The organism is Pseudomonas sp. M5, from assembly GCF_016907075.1.
GTDB lineage: Bacteria > Pseudomonadota > Gammaproteobacteria > Pseudomonadales > Pseudomonadaceae > Aquipseudomonas > Aquipseudomonas putida_E.
On sequence record NZ_JAFBBH010000001.1, the window covers coordinates 2,964,482 to 2,980,168 of the forward strand.

13 protein-coding genes are annotated in these 15,687 nt (G+C 63.2%); 8 read left to right on the plus strand and 5 right to left on the minus strand.

Annotated features, from left to right (window positions below; all coding sequences use genetic code 11):
* Positions 1-56 precede the first annotated feature (56 nt).
* Positions 57-1,394 carry an MATE family efflux transporter gene (locus tag JOE27_RS13515; RefSeq protein WP_204918971.1) on the plus strand — a complete coding sequence of 446 codons (1,338 nt, stop codon included), beginning with the start codon at positions 57-59 and terminating at the stop codon, positions 1,392-1,394.
* 108 nt (positions 1,395-1,502) lie between these two features.
* On the opposite strand, the gene JOE27_RS13520 is transcribed toward JOE27_RS13515, so the two are convergent.
* From JOE27_RS13520 to JOE27_RS13540, 5 genes are all read right to left on the minus strand, one after another.
* The gene (locus tag JOE27_RS13520; protein WP_204918973.1) at positions 1,503-1,958 is read right to left on the minus strand and encodes a transposase; all 456 of its coding nucleotides are present in this window, start codon (positions 1,956-1,958) and stop codon (positions 1,503-1,505) included.
* Between the two features lie 152 nt (positions 1,959-2,110).
* Entirely contained in the window at positions 2,111-4,024 is a 1,914-nt protein-coding gene (speA, locus tag JOE27_RS13525) for an arginine decarboxylase (protein ID WP_012316398.1), read from the minus strand.
* Positions 4,025-4,173: 149 nt separating this feature from the next.
* Entirely contained in the window at positions 4,174-4,545 is a 372-nt protein-coding gene (locus JOE27_RS13530) for a translation initiation factor Sui1 (protein ID WP_012316399.1), read from the minus strand.
* A 216-nt stretch (positions 4,546-4,761) separates the two neighbouring features.
* Positions 4,762-5,298, minus strand: coding sequence for an NUDIX hydrolase (locus JOE27_RS13535; protein WP_046787850.1), 537 nt, complete (start codon positions 5,296-5,298; stop codon positions 4,762-4,764).
* 2 nt (positions 5,299-5,300) lie between these two features.
* Positions 5,301-6,368: a DUF2333 family protein gene (locus JOE27_RS13540; protein ID WP_046787849.1), complete on the minus strand. Its 1,068-nt coding sequence runs from the start codon at positions 6,366-6,368 to the stop codon at positions 5,301-5,303.
* A gap of 246 nt (positions 6,369-6,614) precedes the next feature.
* Between JOE27_RS13540 and JOE27_RS13545 the strand changes: the two genes are divergently transcribed.
* The 7 genes from JOE27_RS13545 to prmA all read left to right on the plus strand — a co-directional run bounded on the left by JOE27_RS13545 (position 6,615) and on the right by prmA (position 15,670).
* Positions 6,615-7,994: a diguanylate cyclase gene (locus JOE27_RS13545; RefSeq protein ID WP_046787848.1), complete on the plus strand. Its 1,380-nt coding sequence runs from the start codon at positions 6,615-6,617 to the stop codon at positions 7,992-7,994.
* 113 nt (positions 7,995-8,107) lie between these two features.
* Entirely contained in the window at positions 8,108-10,069 is a 1,962-nt protein-coding gene (locus tag JOE27_RS13550) for a methyl-accepting chemotaxis protein (protein ID WP_204918976.1), read from the plus strand.
* A 76-nt stretch (positions 10,070-10,145) separates the two neighbouring features.
* The gene (locus JOE27_RS13555) at positions 10,146-11,927 is read left to right on the plus strand and encodes a protein-disulfide reductase DsbD (protein ID WP_204918978.1); all 1,782 of its coding nucleotides are present in this window, start codon (positions 10,146-10,148) and stop codon (positions 11,925-11,927) included.
* A 179-nt stretch (positions 11,928-12,106) separates the two neighbouring features.
* On the plus strand, positions 12,107-12,559 hold the full coding sequence (aroQ, locus tag JOE27_RS13560) for a type II 3-dehydroquinate dehydratase (RefSeq protein WP_012316405.1): 453 nt from the start codon (positions 12,107-12,109) through the stop codon (positions 12,557-12,559).
* Positions 12,560-12,661: 102 nt separating this feature from the next.
* A complete protein-coding gene (gene accB / locus JOE27_RS13565; protein WP_046787845.1) occupies positions 12,662-13,120 on the plus strand; it encodes an acetyl-CoA carboxylase biotin carboxyl carrier protein in 459 nt (152 codons plus the stop codon).
* Positions 13,121-13,137: 17 nt separating this feature from the next.
* Entirely contained in the window at positions 13,138-14,493 is a 1,356-nt protein-coding gene (accC, locus tag JOE27_RS13570; RefSeq protein ID WP_012316407.1) for an acetyl-CoA carboxylase biotin carboxylase subunit, read from the plus strand.
* Positions 14,494-14,791: 298 nt separating this feature from the next.
* Positions 14,792-15,670: a 50S ribosomal protein L11 methyltransferase gene (prmA, locus tag JOE27_RS13575; RefSeq protein ID WP_046787844.1), complete on the plus strand. Its 879-nt coding sequence runs from the start codon at positions 14,792-14,794 to the stop codon at positions 15,668-15,670.
* Positions 15,671-15,687: the final 17 nt, after the last annotated feature.

Below are 15,687 nucleotides of genomic sequence, written 5' to 3' on the forward strand. Positions count from 1 at the left end.
TGCGGCCTATCGATCCAGAAGGGCCGCTATGCGGGCCTGTTTTCCCAGGAACTCAAATGTCGCAAATTGCCACCGACTGGCAGCACCGCCTCACCCACCGCAAAGTCTGGGCCCTGGCCGCACCGATGATTTTGTCCAACATCTCGGTGCCCTTGGTGGCCCTGGTAGACAGCACGGTCATCGGTCACCTGCCCCACGCCCATCAGCTTGGCGCGGTGGCGGTGGGTGCCACGCTGTTCACTTTCATGGTCGGCCTGATGGGCTTCCTGCGCATGGGCTCCACCGGCTTCGCTGCCCAGGCCGCGGGGCGTGCCGACGGTGCTGCGCTGCGCCAGGTCCTGGTGCAAGGCCTGCTGCTGGCGGTGGGCTTTGCCCTGCTCATCGGCCTGCTCGCCCTGCCCTTCAGCCAACTGGCGCTGCACGCGATGCAACCGAGCCAAGCCTTGCAGCAATCAACCGAGGCCTTCTTCCATACCCGCCTGCTCGGCCTGCCGGCGGCGCTGGCCAGCTACGCGCTGGTCGGCTGGTTCCTCGGCACCCAGAACGCCCGAGCACCGCTTGCCATATTGCTGACCACCAACCTGCTGAACATCGGCCTCAACCTATGGTTCGTTCTTGGCCTGGATTGGGGAGTGCTGGGGTCGGCGCGGGCGTCGGTGATCGCCGAGTGGTCGGCCGCACTGCTGGGCCTGGCCCTGACCCGCCCTGCCCTGCGCGCCTATCCCGGGCATATCGCCTGGGCGGCACTCAAGCGCTGGCAAGCCTGGCGGCCGTTGCTATCGGTCAACCGCGATATCTTCCTGCGCAGCCTGGCCTTGCAGCTGGTGTTCCTGCTGATCACCGTGCAAGGCGCGCGACTGGGCGAGGCCACGGTGGCGGCCAATGCACTGCTGCTCAACGGCCTGCTGCTCACCGCCTACGCCCTCGACGGCCTGGCGCATGCGGTGGAAGCCCTGTGCGGCCATGCCATTGGCGCCCGCGATCGCGACACCCTGCGCCGCTCGCTGGTGGTGGCCTGTGGATGGTCATTGATTACCAGTCTGGGTTTTGCCGGGCTGTTCCTGCTGGCCGGGCATTTGTTCATCGACCTGCAGACCGATATCGAGAGTGTACGCGCGGCCGCCTATCCGTACCTGCCGTACCTGGCGGTACTGCCATTGGTAGCGGTGTGGAGTTACTTGCTGGACGGCCTGTTCATCGGTGCCACGCGGGCGCGGGAGATGCGCAATGCAATGCTGGTTTCGGTGCTGGTTGCATTGCCGCTGGCGTGGGCCATGAGTGGCTTTGGCAACCACGGGCTGTGGTTGGCGTTTCTCGGGTTCATGGCGTTGCGGGCGCTGACGTTGGGATGGGTGGGCTGGCGCATGCAACGAAAAGGACTGTGGATTCACTGATGCTGGGGCTGCCTTGCAGCCCTTTCGCGACGCAAGGCCGCTCTACGGGCGACCGCTGTAGGAGCGGCCTTGTGTCGCGAAATGAGGGCGCAGCCCTCACCTGCACACTCACAGCCATACACAATCCCAGTGAGAATACTCGCCAGCACGCTGTACCAGTCCGGCACGGATTGGGTTGGCGATGATGTATCGAGCAACGGCCCTGATGTCCTGCTCACGCCGTAACGCTCGGTCATGGAAGCCAGGTTGCCAGATACGGCGCCTATCAGCTCCGGCTCGATAAAGCGCGCAACTGCTTCGAGATTTGAATGCGCACATCAATTCGCCAAGCGTTCCGTGGCCTAGCTCGATCAGCCAGTGCAGATGATCTGGCATCAAGACCCACGCCAGCGTTCGACAGCACGCTTCCTGATCGCTTAGCCGCAACTGTTGAATGGTGGCTGGGGCGAAAGGAAGATTCTTGAAGATTGGAGCGCGATTGCGGGTAACCGTTGTTAATAGATACAGCCTCCCCTGCTCCGAGTGGCGGCCTTTGCGCAAACGGTGATTGCCTTGACGGTCCATGTCGGTATCCCTTGAACATTGCGTTCAACGGTAGTCAGCCCCATGCAGCCGGGTACGTTTGTTCCTTTTCCTGATGTGACACCGGTGAGGGCTGTGCCCTCATTCGCGACGCAAGGCCGCTCCTACAGGGGTAGCAGGAGCGGCCGTGACAATCACGACGACAGGTAGGAAGACCGGGTCAGCCCCAGGCGCAGTGCATCGAGGAACTGGGTACGCTCTCGGGCGCTGATCTTGGCGCTGGCCACTTTGTCGCGGTAGTGGGTCATCAACTCCTCCGGCGACAGGTGCACATAGCGCAACATGTCTTCGATGGTGTCGTGGGTCTCGATACCGGCGTGGAACACGCTGCCATCGGCGTTCTGGTAAATGTTCACCGAGTCGGTATCACCGAACAGGTTGTGCATGTCACCGAGAATTTCCTGGTAGGCACCGACCAGGAACACGCCCAGCAGGTAGTCCTCACCGTCCTTGAGCGAGTGCACCGGCATGCTGGTCTCGATGCTCTGCTCGTCGACGTACTGGTTGATCTTGCCGTCGGAGTCGCAGGTCAGGTCCTGCAGCACTGCACGGCGCAGCGGCTCTTCGTCCAGACGGTGCAACGGGATGATCGGCAGCACCTGGCCGATGGCCCAGGTGTCCGGCAGGCTCTGGAACACCGAGAAGTTGCAGATGTACTTGTCGGCCAGCTTGTCGTTCAGTTCGTCCAGCACCTGGCGGTGCGAGCGCTGGCGGGCCTTGAGCGAGTTGTGCAGGCGACGGCACACGGCGAAGTAGCACTGCTCGGCCAGGGCCTTTTCGGCCAGGCTGATCTTGCCATCGGCATATTGCGCTGCCACGTCACCCATGTAGTGCGTGGCGCGCCAGTAGGTCTCGGTGACCATCTCGATGTCGGTCGGGCCGAGCAGGTCGGCCAGCCACTGCACGGTCTCGGGCAGGCTTTCCTTGTTTTCGATGGTCGGCACGTCGTCGTTGTGTTTCTCGACGTCGGTCACCTGGATCACCAGCATGGCGTGGTGCGCAGTCAGCGAACGGCCACTCTCAGAGAAAATGTGCGGATGCGGCAAGCCCTGCGCGTCGCAGAACTCCTTGAGCATGCCCACCACCACGCCGGCATAGTCGTCCATGTCGTAGTTGATCGAACTGGCGTTGCGCGAGTGGGTGCCGTCGTAGTCCACACCCAGGCCACCGCCCACGTCGATATGGTCGACGGGCAGGCCCAGGGCACGCAGCTCGCCGTAGTAGCGGATGGCTTCCTTGAAGCCGTGCTGGTAGTCGGCCAGGTTGGCGATCTGCGAACCCATGTGGAAGTGCAGCAGGCGGATGCCCTGGTCCAGCCCGGCATCGCGGAAGCGCTGCACGACCGAAATCAACTGGGCAGCCGACAGGCCGAACTTGGACTTCTCGCCACCGGTGTCTGCCCACTTGCTCGAAGCCAGCGACGACAGGCGAACGCGCAGCCCAACCTGCGGCTTGACCTTGAGCTCGGCGGCCTCTTCGATCACCAGCGCCACTTCGGACTCTTTCTCGATGACGATGAACACGTTGTGGCCGAGCTTCTGGCCCATCAGCGCCAAGCGGATGAACTCGCGGTCCTTGTAGCCGTTGCAGACGATGGTGCCGCCCTTCGGCGCCAGCGCCAGCACCGCCAGCAGTTCAGGTTTGGAACCCGCCTCCAGGCCGATGGAAACGTTCTGCGTGGCGATGATGTTCTCTACCACCGCTTCCTGCTGGTTGACCTTGATCGGATACAGCGCGGTGTACTGGCTCTGGTACTCAAGGCGCGCGATGTTGGCGTCGAAGGCACCGGTCAACTGGCGCACGCGGTCCTGCAGAATGTCGGGGAAGCGTACCAGCAGCGGCAGCGACAAGCCGCTCTGGCGCAGCTCATCGACCTGCTCGAACAAGTCGATCGGCGCGCTCTGAGGGCCGTTGGGGCGCACTTCGACGCGCCCGGCTTCATTGATGGCGAAATAACCAGCGCCCCAATGGCGGATACCATAAACACTACGGCTGTCGGCCACGGTCCATTGGCTACCATCGTCTTTGCGTGTGCGTCGTACGGACATTCAAGTCCCCTATAAAGTCGAAAACACTGCCCCACATGGTGGCGGGCGCAGTGTAAAAGCTGGAAATGACGATTCATCCGTGCCCAGCAATAGACCCTGGTCACGGGAACGAGTTTAGAAAGCGCTGGGCAAAAAATCGCGTGATGGCCTCAGCCCCCGGACTTTTTCGCCTTGAAACCCTGTTTGGTCAGCTCGCCGATCAACAGCTCGACATGGTCGCCCTGGATCTCGATAACCCCGTCCTTCAGAGCACCGCCGGTACCGCAGCGGCGCTTGAGGGTGGTGGCCAGCTCCTTGAGCTGGTCTGGCGGCAGCGGCACGCCGGTGACAGTGGTCACGGTCTTGCCGCCACGGCCTTTGCTCTCACGGCGAACACGGGCGATGCCGTCGCCTTCGGGGATGGTTTGCTGCTTGCAGATGCAGGCATCCACCGGCTGGCTACAGTCGGGGCAGTGCCGACCGGCGTCGGTGGAAAACACGAGACCGCCAAGGGCGGAAAAGGAAGAAGCTTTCTTGGCCACTTTTGTTCCTCTGTGCTGAGGACAAAAACTGGTCGGCAGGAGCCGACCGCGAAGCCCCACTCTGGCAGGGGCGGCGCTACTGCCGCAAGATCCTGCAACAGCCCGAAAAGGGCGCGCAGTGTAACGATAAATCAGGTGATTGCTAAGTACCGGAATGCGCCATTTTGCGAAAGATTTGCGACTCATGGGACCTGGGACCGCAAAGCGGCCCCAGCCTTAGCCCAGACTGACCTTGTACCGCTGCAGCGCCGCCAGCGAGTCCGGACAGTAGGGCTTGCTGAGGCTTTCTGCCTCAGCCTGGGCGAGGCTGATGAACCTCGCCTCGCTCACCTCTTCAGGCTGCAACCGCAGCGGCGCGTCCGACACTGCCGAATACACCGCGCACCATAACCGGTTGTCGGGCTGGTCGAAGTAGAACCGTTCGTGGAAACGCAACTCGGCGCCCTCGATGCCCAACTCCTCGGCCAGTTCACGGGCCGCCGAGTCGGCATACGCCTCCCCCGCCGCCACCATGCCCCCTGCGGCCACATCCCAATAGCCCGGATACAGCGCCTTGCTCAAGGTGCGCCGGTGTACGCACAACTCACCGGCGCCATTGAACAGCAGAATGAAGGTACAGCGGCCAATCAGACCACGCTCGCGAAGCTCTGCCCTGGGCAGCGCACCAAGCACCTGATCGGCTTCGTCCACCCAGGCGACCAGTTCGCGGTCGGAAGCCGCCCGGTGGGCGGCCTCGTTGGGGCTTATAGCCATGTTCAACCCTGCGACAACAGTTGACGCAGGTCGATGACCGCCGCGTTGGCCCGCGAAATATAGTTGGCCATGACCAGCGAGTGGTTGGCCCACATGCCGAAGCCGCTGCCGTTGAGCACCATCGGGCTCCACAACGCTTCCTGCGACGCCTCCAGTTCACGAATGATCTGGCGCACGCTGACGGTGGCATTCTTCTTCGCCAGCACGTCAGCGAAGTCCACTTCGATGGCACGCAGCAGGTGCGACAGCGCCCAAGCCTGGCCGCGGGCTTCGTAGAACACGTTGTCGATCTGCAGCCAAGGCGTTTCCACCACCTCCTCGTCCACCTGCGGCGCTTGGCCAGCAACCACCGATTCGGTCTTCAGGGTGGTATTGAGCTTGACCCGGCCAACACTTGCCGACAGGCGCTGCGACAGCGAACCCAGGCGCGTGGCGACATCGCCCAGCCAGTTGTTCAGGTTGTCGGCACGGGTATAGAAGATCGCACCCTTGTCGCCAGCCGCCAGGCGGGTCTGGTAGCGGGCAAGCGATTTGATGCCCTCTTCGAACTCCGATTCGCTCGATGGCAGGATCCAGCTCTTGTTGTCGAAGTTGAAGCGCGGCTCGGCCTTGGCAAGGTCCGCGTCCTCGGTGGACTGCGACTGCGAGCGGGCGAAGTCTTTGCGCAAAGCGCGGGACAGGTCACGCACCTGGACCAGCACGCCGTATTCCCAGCTCGGCATGTTGTCCATCCACAGCCCCGGCGGGAAGCGATCGTTGGAAATGTAGCCGCCCGGCTTGTTCAGCAGGGTTTCGGCCACAGTCTTGAGCGTTTCGATGGTGGTGTAACCAATCACCATCTGCTGGCCGTTGCGCTCGGCTGCTGCCTGGGCATTCTGCTGCACCGGGAACAGCTCCGGTTCCTGGCTCCAGTACCAGCCCAGCCCGATGCAGACCAGCAGGTACAACCCGATCAGGGTCCCCAGGGCTCGGCTCCAGAGGCCACCCACATAGCTACGGGCGGCAGCACCGCGGCCATCGACACGCTCACGGGGCTCGGCCTTGGCCTCGCGGTTTTTCCAGTCCAGCATGGCTTTGTCCTTATCAGTCACGACGGTTCAGGGCTTTTGACCACAGGCCAGTGCCAGGGTGCCACGGCAAGCCCACGTTGCTGCACTATAAAGCAGACACCACCGTACGCATAAGCGACCAATCGGTCAGCAACTGAATATTCGTCATCAACGCTTTGTTGATCCCGCGCACTCGCATGCCTGGAAAGAACTGCTAGCATAGAGCCATCATCGCACCTGCATATCCCACTAATAAGTAGTCAGGACATGACCCAAGCCGCGGAGCCGAGCCAAGAGCGCCTCAAGCAGGAGCTCGATCACCTGTTGCAACGCCTGTCGCGCACTCGTTTGCGCCAGGGCGACCAACTTGATCAGCTGACGTTGCCACCTGCCCGCAGGCCGGTGTATCTGCTGCTGCGCGACCATGAGCGCGCCGAGCGTCTGGCCCAGCAACTGGAGTTCTTCGGCCTGAGCGTGCAAGCGCTGTTCAGCGTCGACGCTTTGCTGGCGTCAGTGGCCGAGCAGGCACCCTCTGCCATCGTGATGGATGTCGACTTCAGCGGGCCAGGTTGCGGCATGCAACTGGCGGCACAGGCGCAGTCGGGTCTGGAGCAGCCGATCCCGCTGCTGTTCTTCAGCCTGCACGAAGCCGACACGCCAACGCGCCTGGCCGCAGTACGCGCAGGTGGTCAAGCATTTCTCACCGGCACACTGGAAGCCTCCAGCCTGCTTGAGAAGCTCGAGATCATGACCAGCACCGCGCCTCTTGAACCGCTGCGCGTGCTGATCATCGACGACTCGCGCACCCAGGCACTGCACACCGAACGCGTGCTGGGCAGCGCCGGCATGATCACCCGCAGCCTGACCGACCCGATCCGCGCCATGGCCGAGTTGGCCGAGTTCCAGCCCGACCTGATCATTCTCGACCTGTACATGCCAGCCTGCTCGGGCCCGGAACTGGCCAAAGTGATCCGCCACAACGACCGCTACGTCAGCGTCCCCATCATCTACCTGTCCGCCGAGGACGACCTGGACAAACAGCTCGACGCCATGAGCGAGGGCGGCGACGACTTTCTGACCAAACCGATCCGCTCGCGCCACCTGATCACCACTGTGCGCAACCGTGCTGCCCGAGCGCGCCACCTCAAGTCGCGCATGGTCCGCGACAGCCTTACCGGCCTGTACAACCACACGCACATCCTGCAATTGCTGGAAGATTGCAGCTTTCGCGCCCGTCGCGAGGGCCAGCCGCTCAGCTTTGCCATGCTCGACATCGACCACTTCAAGAAGATCAACGACCGCCATGGCCACCCCATGGGTGATCGGGTTATCAAAAGCCTGGCGCTTTTTCTCAAGCAACGGCTGCGCAAGACCGACTTCATCGGCCGCTATGGCGGCGAGGAGTTCGCCATCGTCATGCCCAACACCGCACTGGATGCCGCGCACAAGGTTCTCGACGAGATTCGCCGGCGCTTCGCCGAAATCCTCTACCCGGCACAGCCTTGCGACCTGCGGTGCACGTTCAGTGCCGGGGTGGTGCAGCTGGACGATGAGCTCGATGCATTGAGCATGGCCAGCACCGCTGACGAGGCGCTGTATCGGGCCAAGCATGCGGGGCGCAACTGTGTGGTGCGGGTCGAGCCTTAGCCGGCCGGCCCGCGCCCATTAGATAGCGTTAAGCCACCATCGTCATCACTCCGTCACAAAATAGCAATAACTTCAGGCACCTACCCCTCCACCCCCGCAGGAAGTTCGCGGCTATGCGCCTGAAGTGGCTGACCAATTTCAACACCCTGTTGCTGGTGACCGTGTGTATCGCTCTGGGCGCGACCCTTTGGTGGTCGCAGCGCGCCCTGGAGCGCCCCTATCAATTGATGGAACGCTATCTGGGCCTGTCGCAGCAGTTCCAGAACCAGGCCGCGCGCAACATCCAGGCTTATCTGGGCAGCGGCGACGCCCTGCGCCATGCGGCGGCGCTGGAGGCCAACCAACAGCTTGGGCAGGCACTGGCCGACTGGCCTGAGGAGCTGGCCGGCCAATTGCGCCCAAGCCTTGATACCCTGCAAGCCTTCACCGCCAACGAGCTGCTCGCGGCCGGCAAACTGGCCGGCGACCCTCAAGCCTTGCTGTTGCAGGCCGAACGTGAACTAGGCGCCAATTTCGAACAACTGGCCGGCTATGCCCGCGACAGTGCCAGCAGCGAGGCGAGCCGTTACCTGCTGCCGTTGCTCGACGCCAGCGTACACCTGGGCCGCCTGTCGCTGGCCCGTGACAAACTGGTCAGCGGCGGCCGCGCCGAGCTGGCCGACGAGGTGGAACGCGAGCTGCAACTGATCCGCGCCCAGGCTCAGGTCATCGACAACCTGCCGTTGCTGGGCGTGACCCGCGCCGCCGAATCCAACGCTGATGATTTCGCCGCCATGATGGGCCTGGAAACGCAGGCCGCCGGGCAACAGGAAGACGTTGCCGTTGGCCTCAAGCGCGAACTGCAGAGCCTGCTCAACCGCTACCCTGGCGAACTGCAACGCACCCGCGAACAGATCGAGCGGCGCACAGCCCTGGCCGCCAGCACCAATGAACGGCTCGACGCCGTGCAAAAAGCCATTGCCAGCCTTGAGCCTGAAGTGCGCGGCCAGCACGCCCGTATCGCCAGCGAAGTGCGCCTTATCCAGGGCCTGATGATCGGCCTGATCCTGCTGATCGCCCTGCTCATCGACACATTGCAGCGGCGGCTGACGCGCACCCTGACCGGCCTGGCCCCGGCCCTGTCGCGATGGGCCGAAGGCGATTTCGCCGCCCCCATCGCCCTGGGCAAGACAAACCGCGAGCTGCACGACATCCAGGAATCGCTCAACCGCCTGCGCCAGTACCTGGTGGAGCTGGTCGGCACCATCCGCCACAACGCCGAGCAGGTGGCCGGCAGCAGCCACGCACTGGCCGGCATGAGCGCCGCCCTGCATGACGGCGCAGAGCGCCAGGCCGGTGACACAGGGCAGATCCGCGATGCGCTGGGCGAACTGGAAGCCACCATTTTGCAGGTGGCTGATGATGCCAGCTCCGCGGCCGATGCCAGCCGCGATGCCGGCCGCGCCGTGGAGCAAGGCCAGACGGTGATCGGCCAGAGCCTTGGCGGGCTGCGCACGCTGGTCGATGAGGTGCAGGGCAATGCCCGCATGATCGAACAGCTGGCCGAGGAGTCGGCCACCATCGGCGGTGTGCTCACCGTGATCAGATCGATCGCCGAGCAGACCAACCTGCTGGCATTGAACGCCGCCATCGAAGCCGCCCGCGCGGGCGAAATGGGCCGCGGCTTTGCCGTGGTTGCAGACGAAGTACGCTCGCTGGCACAACGCACCACGGGCGCCACTGGCGAGATCCAGACCTTGATCGACCGGCTGCAACAGGCGGCACGGGAGTCGGTGACAGGTATGCGGGCGCAACTGGAACATGCGCAAGCCACAGCTGACCAGGCTCAGGCTGCCGATGGCGCGCTGGACGAGATCGTCAACGCGATCCGCACCATCGCCGATACTGCAGTGCGCATTGCCGACGTCACGGCGCAGCAGAGTGATGCGGTGAGCGAGATTCGAGGGCACAGCGAGCGGATTCATGAGCTGGGTGAAGACAACCTGCAGCGCATCGGTGAAGGGCGCGAGCAGGGCGAGCAATTGCTGACCCTTGGCGGCGAGCTGAACCGTGCGGTGCGGGCCTTCAGGCTGTGATCGTTTGCCTGCACTGCCCCCCAACCAAGGCCAACTCCGCTATCATGCCGGGCACGTTCCACCTCGCGAGTCCGCCATGCGCCGCCTGTTTTTCCTGCTGTTCCTGCTGCTGGCCAGCCCTGCCTTCGCCACGGGCCTGCTCGACAACCGCCCCAGCGCCACCCTCGGCGCCGCCTCGCTGAGCAACAGCGCAGACTTTTTGCCCGTACATGAAGCCTTCAAGCTCAGCCTGGTCCAGGCCGATGCGCACACCATCAAACTGCGCTTCGTCGCCACCGACGGCTATTACCTCTACCGCCATCGCTTCCAGTTCCGCAGCGAACCGGCAGACATCACCCTGGGTTCGCCGAACATTCCCAAGGGCGAGGCCAAGCACGATGAGTTCTTCGGCGACGTCGAGGTCTACCACGGGGTGCTCGACATCGAACTGCCGCGCACCGACGCCCGCGCATTCACCCTGCTGGTCGGCTACCAGGGCTGTGCCGACAAGGGCCTGTGCTACCCACCAGAGACGGCACGCCTGAGCATCGACGGCGCAGGGGGGAGCACGGCCGACGCCCCGGCGACGGCCAGCGAGCAAGGCTGGAGCTGGAAATCGTTGCTGCTGTTCTTCCTCGCCGGGGTCGGCCTGACCTTCACGCCCTGCGTGCTGCCAATGCTGCCGATCCTCTCTGGCGTGCTCCTGCGCGGCCAGGTCGCCGGCCTGCGCGGCCTGGCCCTGTCGCTGGCCTATGTGCTGGCCATGGCCGCCAGTTTCGCCCTGCTGGGGGCGCTGATGGGCCTGTTCGGTGCAGGCCTGAACCTGCAGGCGCGGCTGCAATCGGCTTGGGTACTGGTGCCTTTCGCGCTGTTCTTCGTGCTGTTCGCACTGGCCATGTTCGGCCTGTTCGAACTCAAACTGCCACAGGCCTTGAACAATCGCCTGGACACGCTCGCCCACCGCACCAAGGGCGGCTCGCTGCTGGGTGCAGCAGTGCTGGGCGTGCTGTCCAGCCTGCTGGTTTCGCCGTGCGTCTCGGCACCATTGGCCGGCGCCTTGCTGTATATCAGTGCCAGCGGTGACGCCCTGGGTGGCGCACTCAAGTTGTTTGCCCTCGGCCTGGGCATGGGCGCGCCATTGTTGCTGGTAGCTACTGGGGGCGCGGCCTGGCTGCCAAAGAGCGGGCCTTGGCTGAACACCGTGAAAAACGCTATTGGTGTGTTGCTGCTGGGCCTCGCCATCGGCCTGCTCAGCCGCGTGCTGCCGGGGCCGGCAACCTTGTTGCTGGTCGGTTTCCTGAGCGTGGGCGTAGCCGTTTTCCTCGGTGCGCTGGAGTTCGTGGTCAAGGCGCCACGCCAACGTCTGGCGCAACTGCTGGGCCTGGCCCTGCTGGTCTACGGCCTGGCCTGCTGGTACGGCGCCCTCAATGGCCAGGGCGACCCGCTGCGCCCATTGCCTGCGCCAGCGCCGACAACCGTCGGCAGTGGCCCGGCAGCTTCGGTGGATGCCTGGCAAACCGTCACTACGCCGGCCGCACTTGACGCGGCCCTGGCCGAGGCGAAAGCTGCGGGGCAGCCGGTCTTGCTCGACTGGTACGCCGACTGGTGCATCAGCTGCAAAGTCATCGAGCATGAAGTACTCAACGCAGCGCAGGTCCAACCGCAACTGGGCGCATTCAAGTTGCTGCGTTTCGACATCACCGAAAGCAACGCCGAGCAACGTACCCTGCTCGACCGCTACCAGCTGTTCGGCCCGCCTGCACTGTTGTTCTTTGCCGCGAACGGCAGCGAAATGACCACCGATCGGGTCATTGGCGAGATAAACGCCGCCGAATTTGCGGGTGTTCTGGCGCGCGTGCGCGGCAAACTCGGTCTATAACTTCCCGCGTGCTGGCATATTTCTGCGAACGAGTGACCAGATTTTAATATTTGGTCACATACTTCGCGCGAACCTCGGACATCGTGCTGGCTATTGCCGGGAACTGGACACTTGCCGTCGCTTTACGGCACACTCGCCGCGCTGTGTCGAATTGCCCTACAAATCCAAGGAATCTGCAGATGGCAACGCTACTGGTGCTTCACGGCCCCAACCTGAACATGCTCGGGCTCCGCGAACCGGGCCACTACGGCGCCGTGACCCTGGCCCAGATCAACCAGGACCTGGAACAGCGCGCCCGCGCCGCAGGCCATCACCTGCAGTACCTGCAGAGCAATGCCGAGTACGAGCTGATCGACCGTATTCACGCCGCACGCAACGAGGGTGTGGACTTCATCCTGATCAATCCGGCTGCTTTCACCCACACAAGCGTCGCATTACGTGACGCATTGCTTTCGGTGAGCATCCCATTCATCGAAGTGCACCTGTCCAACGTGCACAAACGCGAACCGTTCCGTCACCACTCCTACTTCTCCGATGTAGCCGTAGGGGTGATCTGCGGCCTGGGCGCCAGCGGGTATCGCCTGGCCCTGGAGGCCGCACTGGAACAACTGGCTGCCAACGCACAGCCCTGATGATAGAAGCCCTGGCCTGAGTGGGCCGGGGTTCGAGAAAAACGTTTCAGATACGTTTTTAACTTAATGCCCCCTGACCGAACCTTTGGGAGTTGATGATTAATGGATATCCGTAAAGTCAAGAAACTGATCGAGCTGCTGGAAGAGTCTGGCATCGACGAACTGGAGATCAAGGAAGGCGAAGAGTCGGTCCGTATCAGCCGTCACAGCAAGACCCCAGCCGCTCAACAGTTCTACGCACCTGCGCCAATGGCTGCCGCGCCTGTAGCTGCTCCGGCCGCTGCTGCCCCGGTTGCCGAAGCTGCCGCCGCTGCCCCGGCCCTCAAAGGCACCGTGATCCGTTCGCCAATGGTCGGTACCTTCTACCGCAAGCCTTCGCCGACCTCGCCGAACTTCGCTGAAGTTGGCCAGAGCGTGAAGAAAGGCGACACCCTGTGCATCGTCGAAGCGATGAAGATGATGAACCACATCGAAGCCGATGTCGGCGGCGTTATCGACGCCATCCTGGTGGAAGACGGTCAGCCGGTTGAGTTCGACCAGCCGCTGTTCACCATCGTTTGATTCGCGGAGAGCCAACGATGTCTGGGAAGCTGGAAAAAGTCCTGATCGCCAACCGCGGGGAAATTGCCCTGCGGATCCTGCGTGCCTGCAAAGAACTGGGCATCAAGACCGTCGCCGTGCACTCCACGGCCGACCGCGAACTGATGCACCTGGGCCTGGCAGACGAGTCGGTCTGCATTGGTCCTGCTTCGTCCAAAGATTCGTACCTGCACATCCCGGCGATCATCGCCGCCGCTGAAGTGACAGGCGCTACCGCCATCCACCCGGGTTACGGCTTCCTCGCGGAAAACGCCGACTTCGCCGAGCAGGTGGAGAAGTCCGGTTTCGCCTTCATCGGCCCGCGCGCCGACACCATTCGCCTGATGGGCGACAAGGTTTCGGCCAAGGACGCGATGATCAAGACCGGCGTACCGACCGTACCGGGCTCCGATGGCCCGCTGCCGGAAGACGAAGAGGTCGCCCTGGCGATCGCGCGTGATGTCGGCTACCCGGTGATCATCAAGGCCGCCGGTGGTGGTGGTGGTCGCGGTATGCGCGTGGTGCACAAGGAAGAGGACCTGATCGCCTCGGCCAAGCTCACCCGTACCGAAGCCGGTGCAGCCTTCGGCAACCCGATGGTCTACCTGGAGAAGTTCCTGACCAACCCACGTCACGTGGAAGTTCAGGTGCTGTCCGACGGCCAAGGCAACGCCATCCACCTGGGCGACCGCGACTGCTCGCTGCAGCGTCGTCACCAGAAGGTACTTGAAGAAGCACCTGCCCCGGGCATCGACGAGAAGGCCCGCCAGGAAGTCTTCAAGCGTTGCGTCGATGCGTGCGTCGAGATCGGCTACCGTGGCGCCGGTACTTTCGAGTTCCTGTACGAAAACGGCCGTTTCTACTTCATCGAAATGAACACCCGTGTGCAGGTTGAGCACCCGGTCTCGGAGATGGTCACCGGTATCGACATCGTCAAGGAGATGCTCAGCATCGCCGCTGGCAACAAGCTGTCGATCCGTCAGGAAGACGTGGTGATCCGCGGCCACTCGCTGGAGTGCCGGATCAACGCCGAAGACCCGAAGAAGTTCATTCCGAGCCCAGGCAAGGTCAAGCACTTCCACGCCCCGGGTGGCAACGGCGTTCGCGTCGATTCGCACCTGTACAGCGGTTATTCGGTTCCGCCGAACTACGACTCGCTGATCGGCAAGCTGATCACCTACGGCAAGGACCGCGACGAAGCCATGGCGCGCATGCGCAATGCCCTGGACGAGATCGTCGTCGACGGCATTAAGACCAACATCCCGCTGCACCGCGACCTGGTGCGTGATGAAGGTTTCTGCAAAGGCGGCGTGAACATCCACTACCTCGAGCACAAACTGGCCAACCAGGAGTGATCGCGTTAGCGTGATGCAGCGAAGAACCCCGGCCCTGTGCCGGGGTTCTTTTTTGTAGGGCTGCTCTCAGACCATCGGTTATGCGTTACCACGTTTACCGGCCCGATCGCTGGCAAACCTGCGCCTACAGTCAGATCAGTGCACTGAAAAACAGTGAAGAGCCCGTTGGACCCGGCTCGCCGGCGATTGGCCTGCAAGGCAGCCCCTCAAGTCATCCACAAACACACCGCACTCGCGTAAACTGCCAGCCTTCGCGCAGCCTCGGGCTGCCCCTCTCGATTTACCAAAGGTGCCCGCCATGCCTTGGCTGCAAGTACGCCTGGCCATCAGCCCGGAACAAGCCGAAACCTACGAAGACGCCCTGCTCGAAGTCGGCGCCGTATCGGTCACGTTCATGGACGCCGAAGACCAGCCCATCTTCGAACCCGACCTCAACACCACGCCGCTGTGGTCGCACACGCACCTGCTGGCACTGTTCGAGGCGGACGCCGACCCTGAGCAGGTATTCGCTCACCTGCGCCTGCTGACCGGTGCGCAGCTGCCGGAACACCAGGCCGAAGTGATCGAAGATCAGGATTGGGAACGCAGCTGGATGGACAACTTCCAGCCAATGCGCTTCGGCCGCCGCCTGTGGATCGTGCCAAGCTGGCACGAAGCGCCGGAAAAGGACGCAGTCAACCTGCTGCTTGACCCTGGCCTGGCCTTCGGCACCGGCACCCACCCGACCACCGCCCTGTGCCTGGAATGGCTCGACGGCCAACAGCTCGAAGGCACCCAGGTGCTGGACTTCGGCTGCGGCTCGGGCATTCTGGCCATCGCTGCATTGTTGTTGGGCGCACGCGAAGCGGTCGGTACCGACATCGACGTGCAGGCCATCGAAGCCTCGCGTGACAACGCCCAGCGCAATGGCGTCGCCGACGAGAAGCTGGCGCTGTACCTGCCCGAGCATATGCCGGCCATGCAGGCCGACGTGCTGGTCGCCAATATCCTGGCTGGCCCTTTGGTCTCGCTGGCGCCGCAGCTGTCCGGCCTGGTACGCCCAGGTGGTCTGCTCGCGTTGTCTGGCATCCTTGCCGAACAGGGTGAGGAGGTCGCCGCGGCCTACGCCGCCGACTTCGAGCTGGACCCGATCGTCGTGCGCGACGGCTGGGTGCGCATCAGTGGTCGCCGCCGCTAAGCGGGCCTAAAATACTT

Excerpts from the sequence above, each read along its gene's own strand:
- accB (WP_046787845.1), top strand. The coding sequence starts at position 12,662 with ATGGATATCCGTAAAGTCAAGAAACTGATCGAGCTGCTGGAAGAGTCT.
- speA (WP_012316398.1), bottom strand. The coding sequence starts at position 4,024 with ATGTCCGTACGACGCACACGCAAAGACGATGGTAGCCAATGGACCGTG.
- JOE27_RS13545 (WP_046787848.1), top strand. The coding sequence starts at position 6,615 with ATGACCCAAGCCGCGGAGCCGAGCCAAGAGCGCCTCAAGCAGGAGCTC.
- accC (WP_012316407.1), top strand. The coding sequence starts at position 13,138 with ATGTCTGGGAAGCTGGAAAAAGTCCTGATCGCCAACCGCGGGGAAATT.
- JOE27_RS13540 (WP_046787849.1), bottom strand. The coding sequence starts at position 6,368 with ATGCTGGACTGGAAAAACCGCGAGGCCAAGGCCGAGCCCCGTGAGCGT.
- JOE27_RS13555 (WP_204918978.1), top strand. The coding sequence starts at position 10,146 with ATGCGCCGCCTGTTTTTCCTGCTGTTCCTGCTGCTGGCCAGCCCTGCC.
- prmA (WP_046787844.1), top strand. The coding sequence starts at position 14,792 with ATGCCTTGGCTGCAAGTACGCCTGGCCATCAGCCCGGAACAAGCCGAA.
- JOE27_RS13520 (WP_204918973.1), bottom strand. The coding sequence starts at position 1,958 with ATGGACCGTCAAGGCAATCACCGTTTGCGCAAAGGCCGCCACTCGGAG.
- JOE27_RS13550 (WP_204918976.1), top strand. The coding sequence starts at position 8,108 with ATGCGCCTGAAGTGGCTGACCAATTTCAACACCCTGTTGCTGGTGACC.
- aroQ (WP_012316405.1), top strand. The coding sequence starts at position 12,107 with ATGGCAACGCTACTGGTGCTTCACGGCCCCAACCTGAACATGCTCGGG.
- JOE27_RS13515 (WP_204918971.1), top strand. The coding sequence starts at position 57 with ATGTCGCAAATTGCCACCGACTGGCAGCACCGCCTCACCCACCGCAAA.
- JOE27_RS13535 (WP_046787850.1), bottom strand. The coding sequence starts at position 5,298 with ATGGCTATAAGCCCCAACGAGGCCGCCCACCGGGCGGCTTCCGACCGC.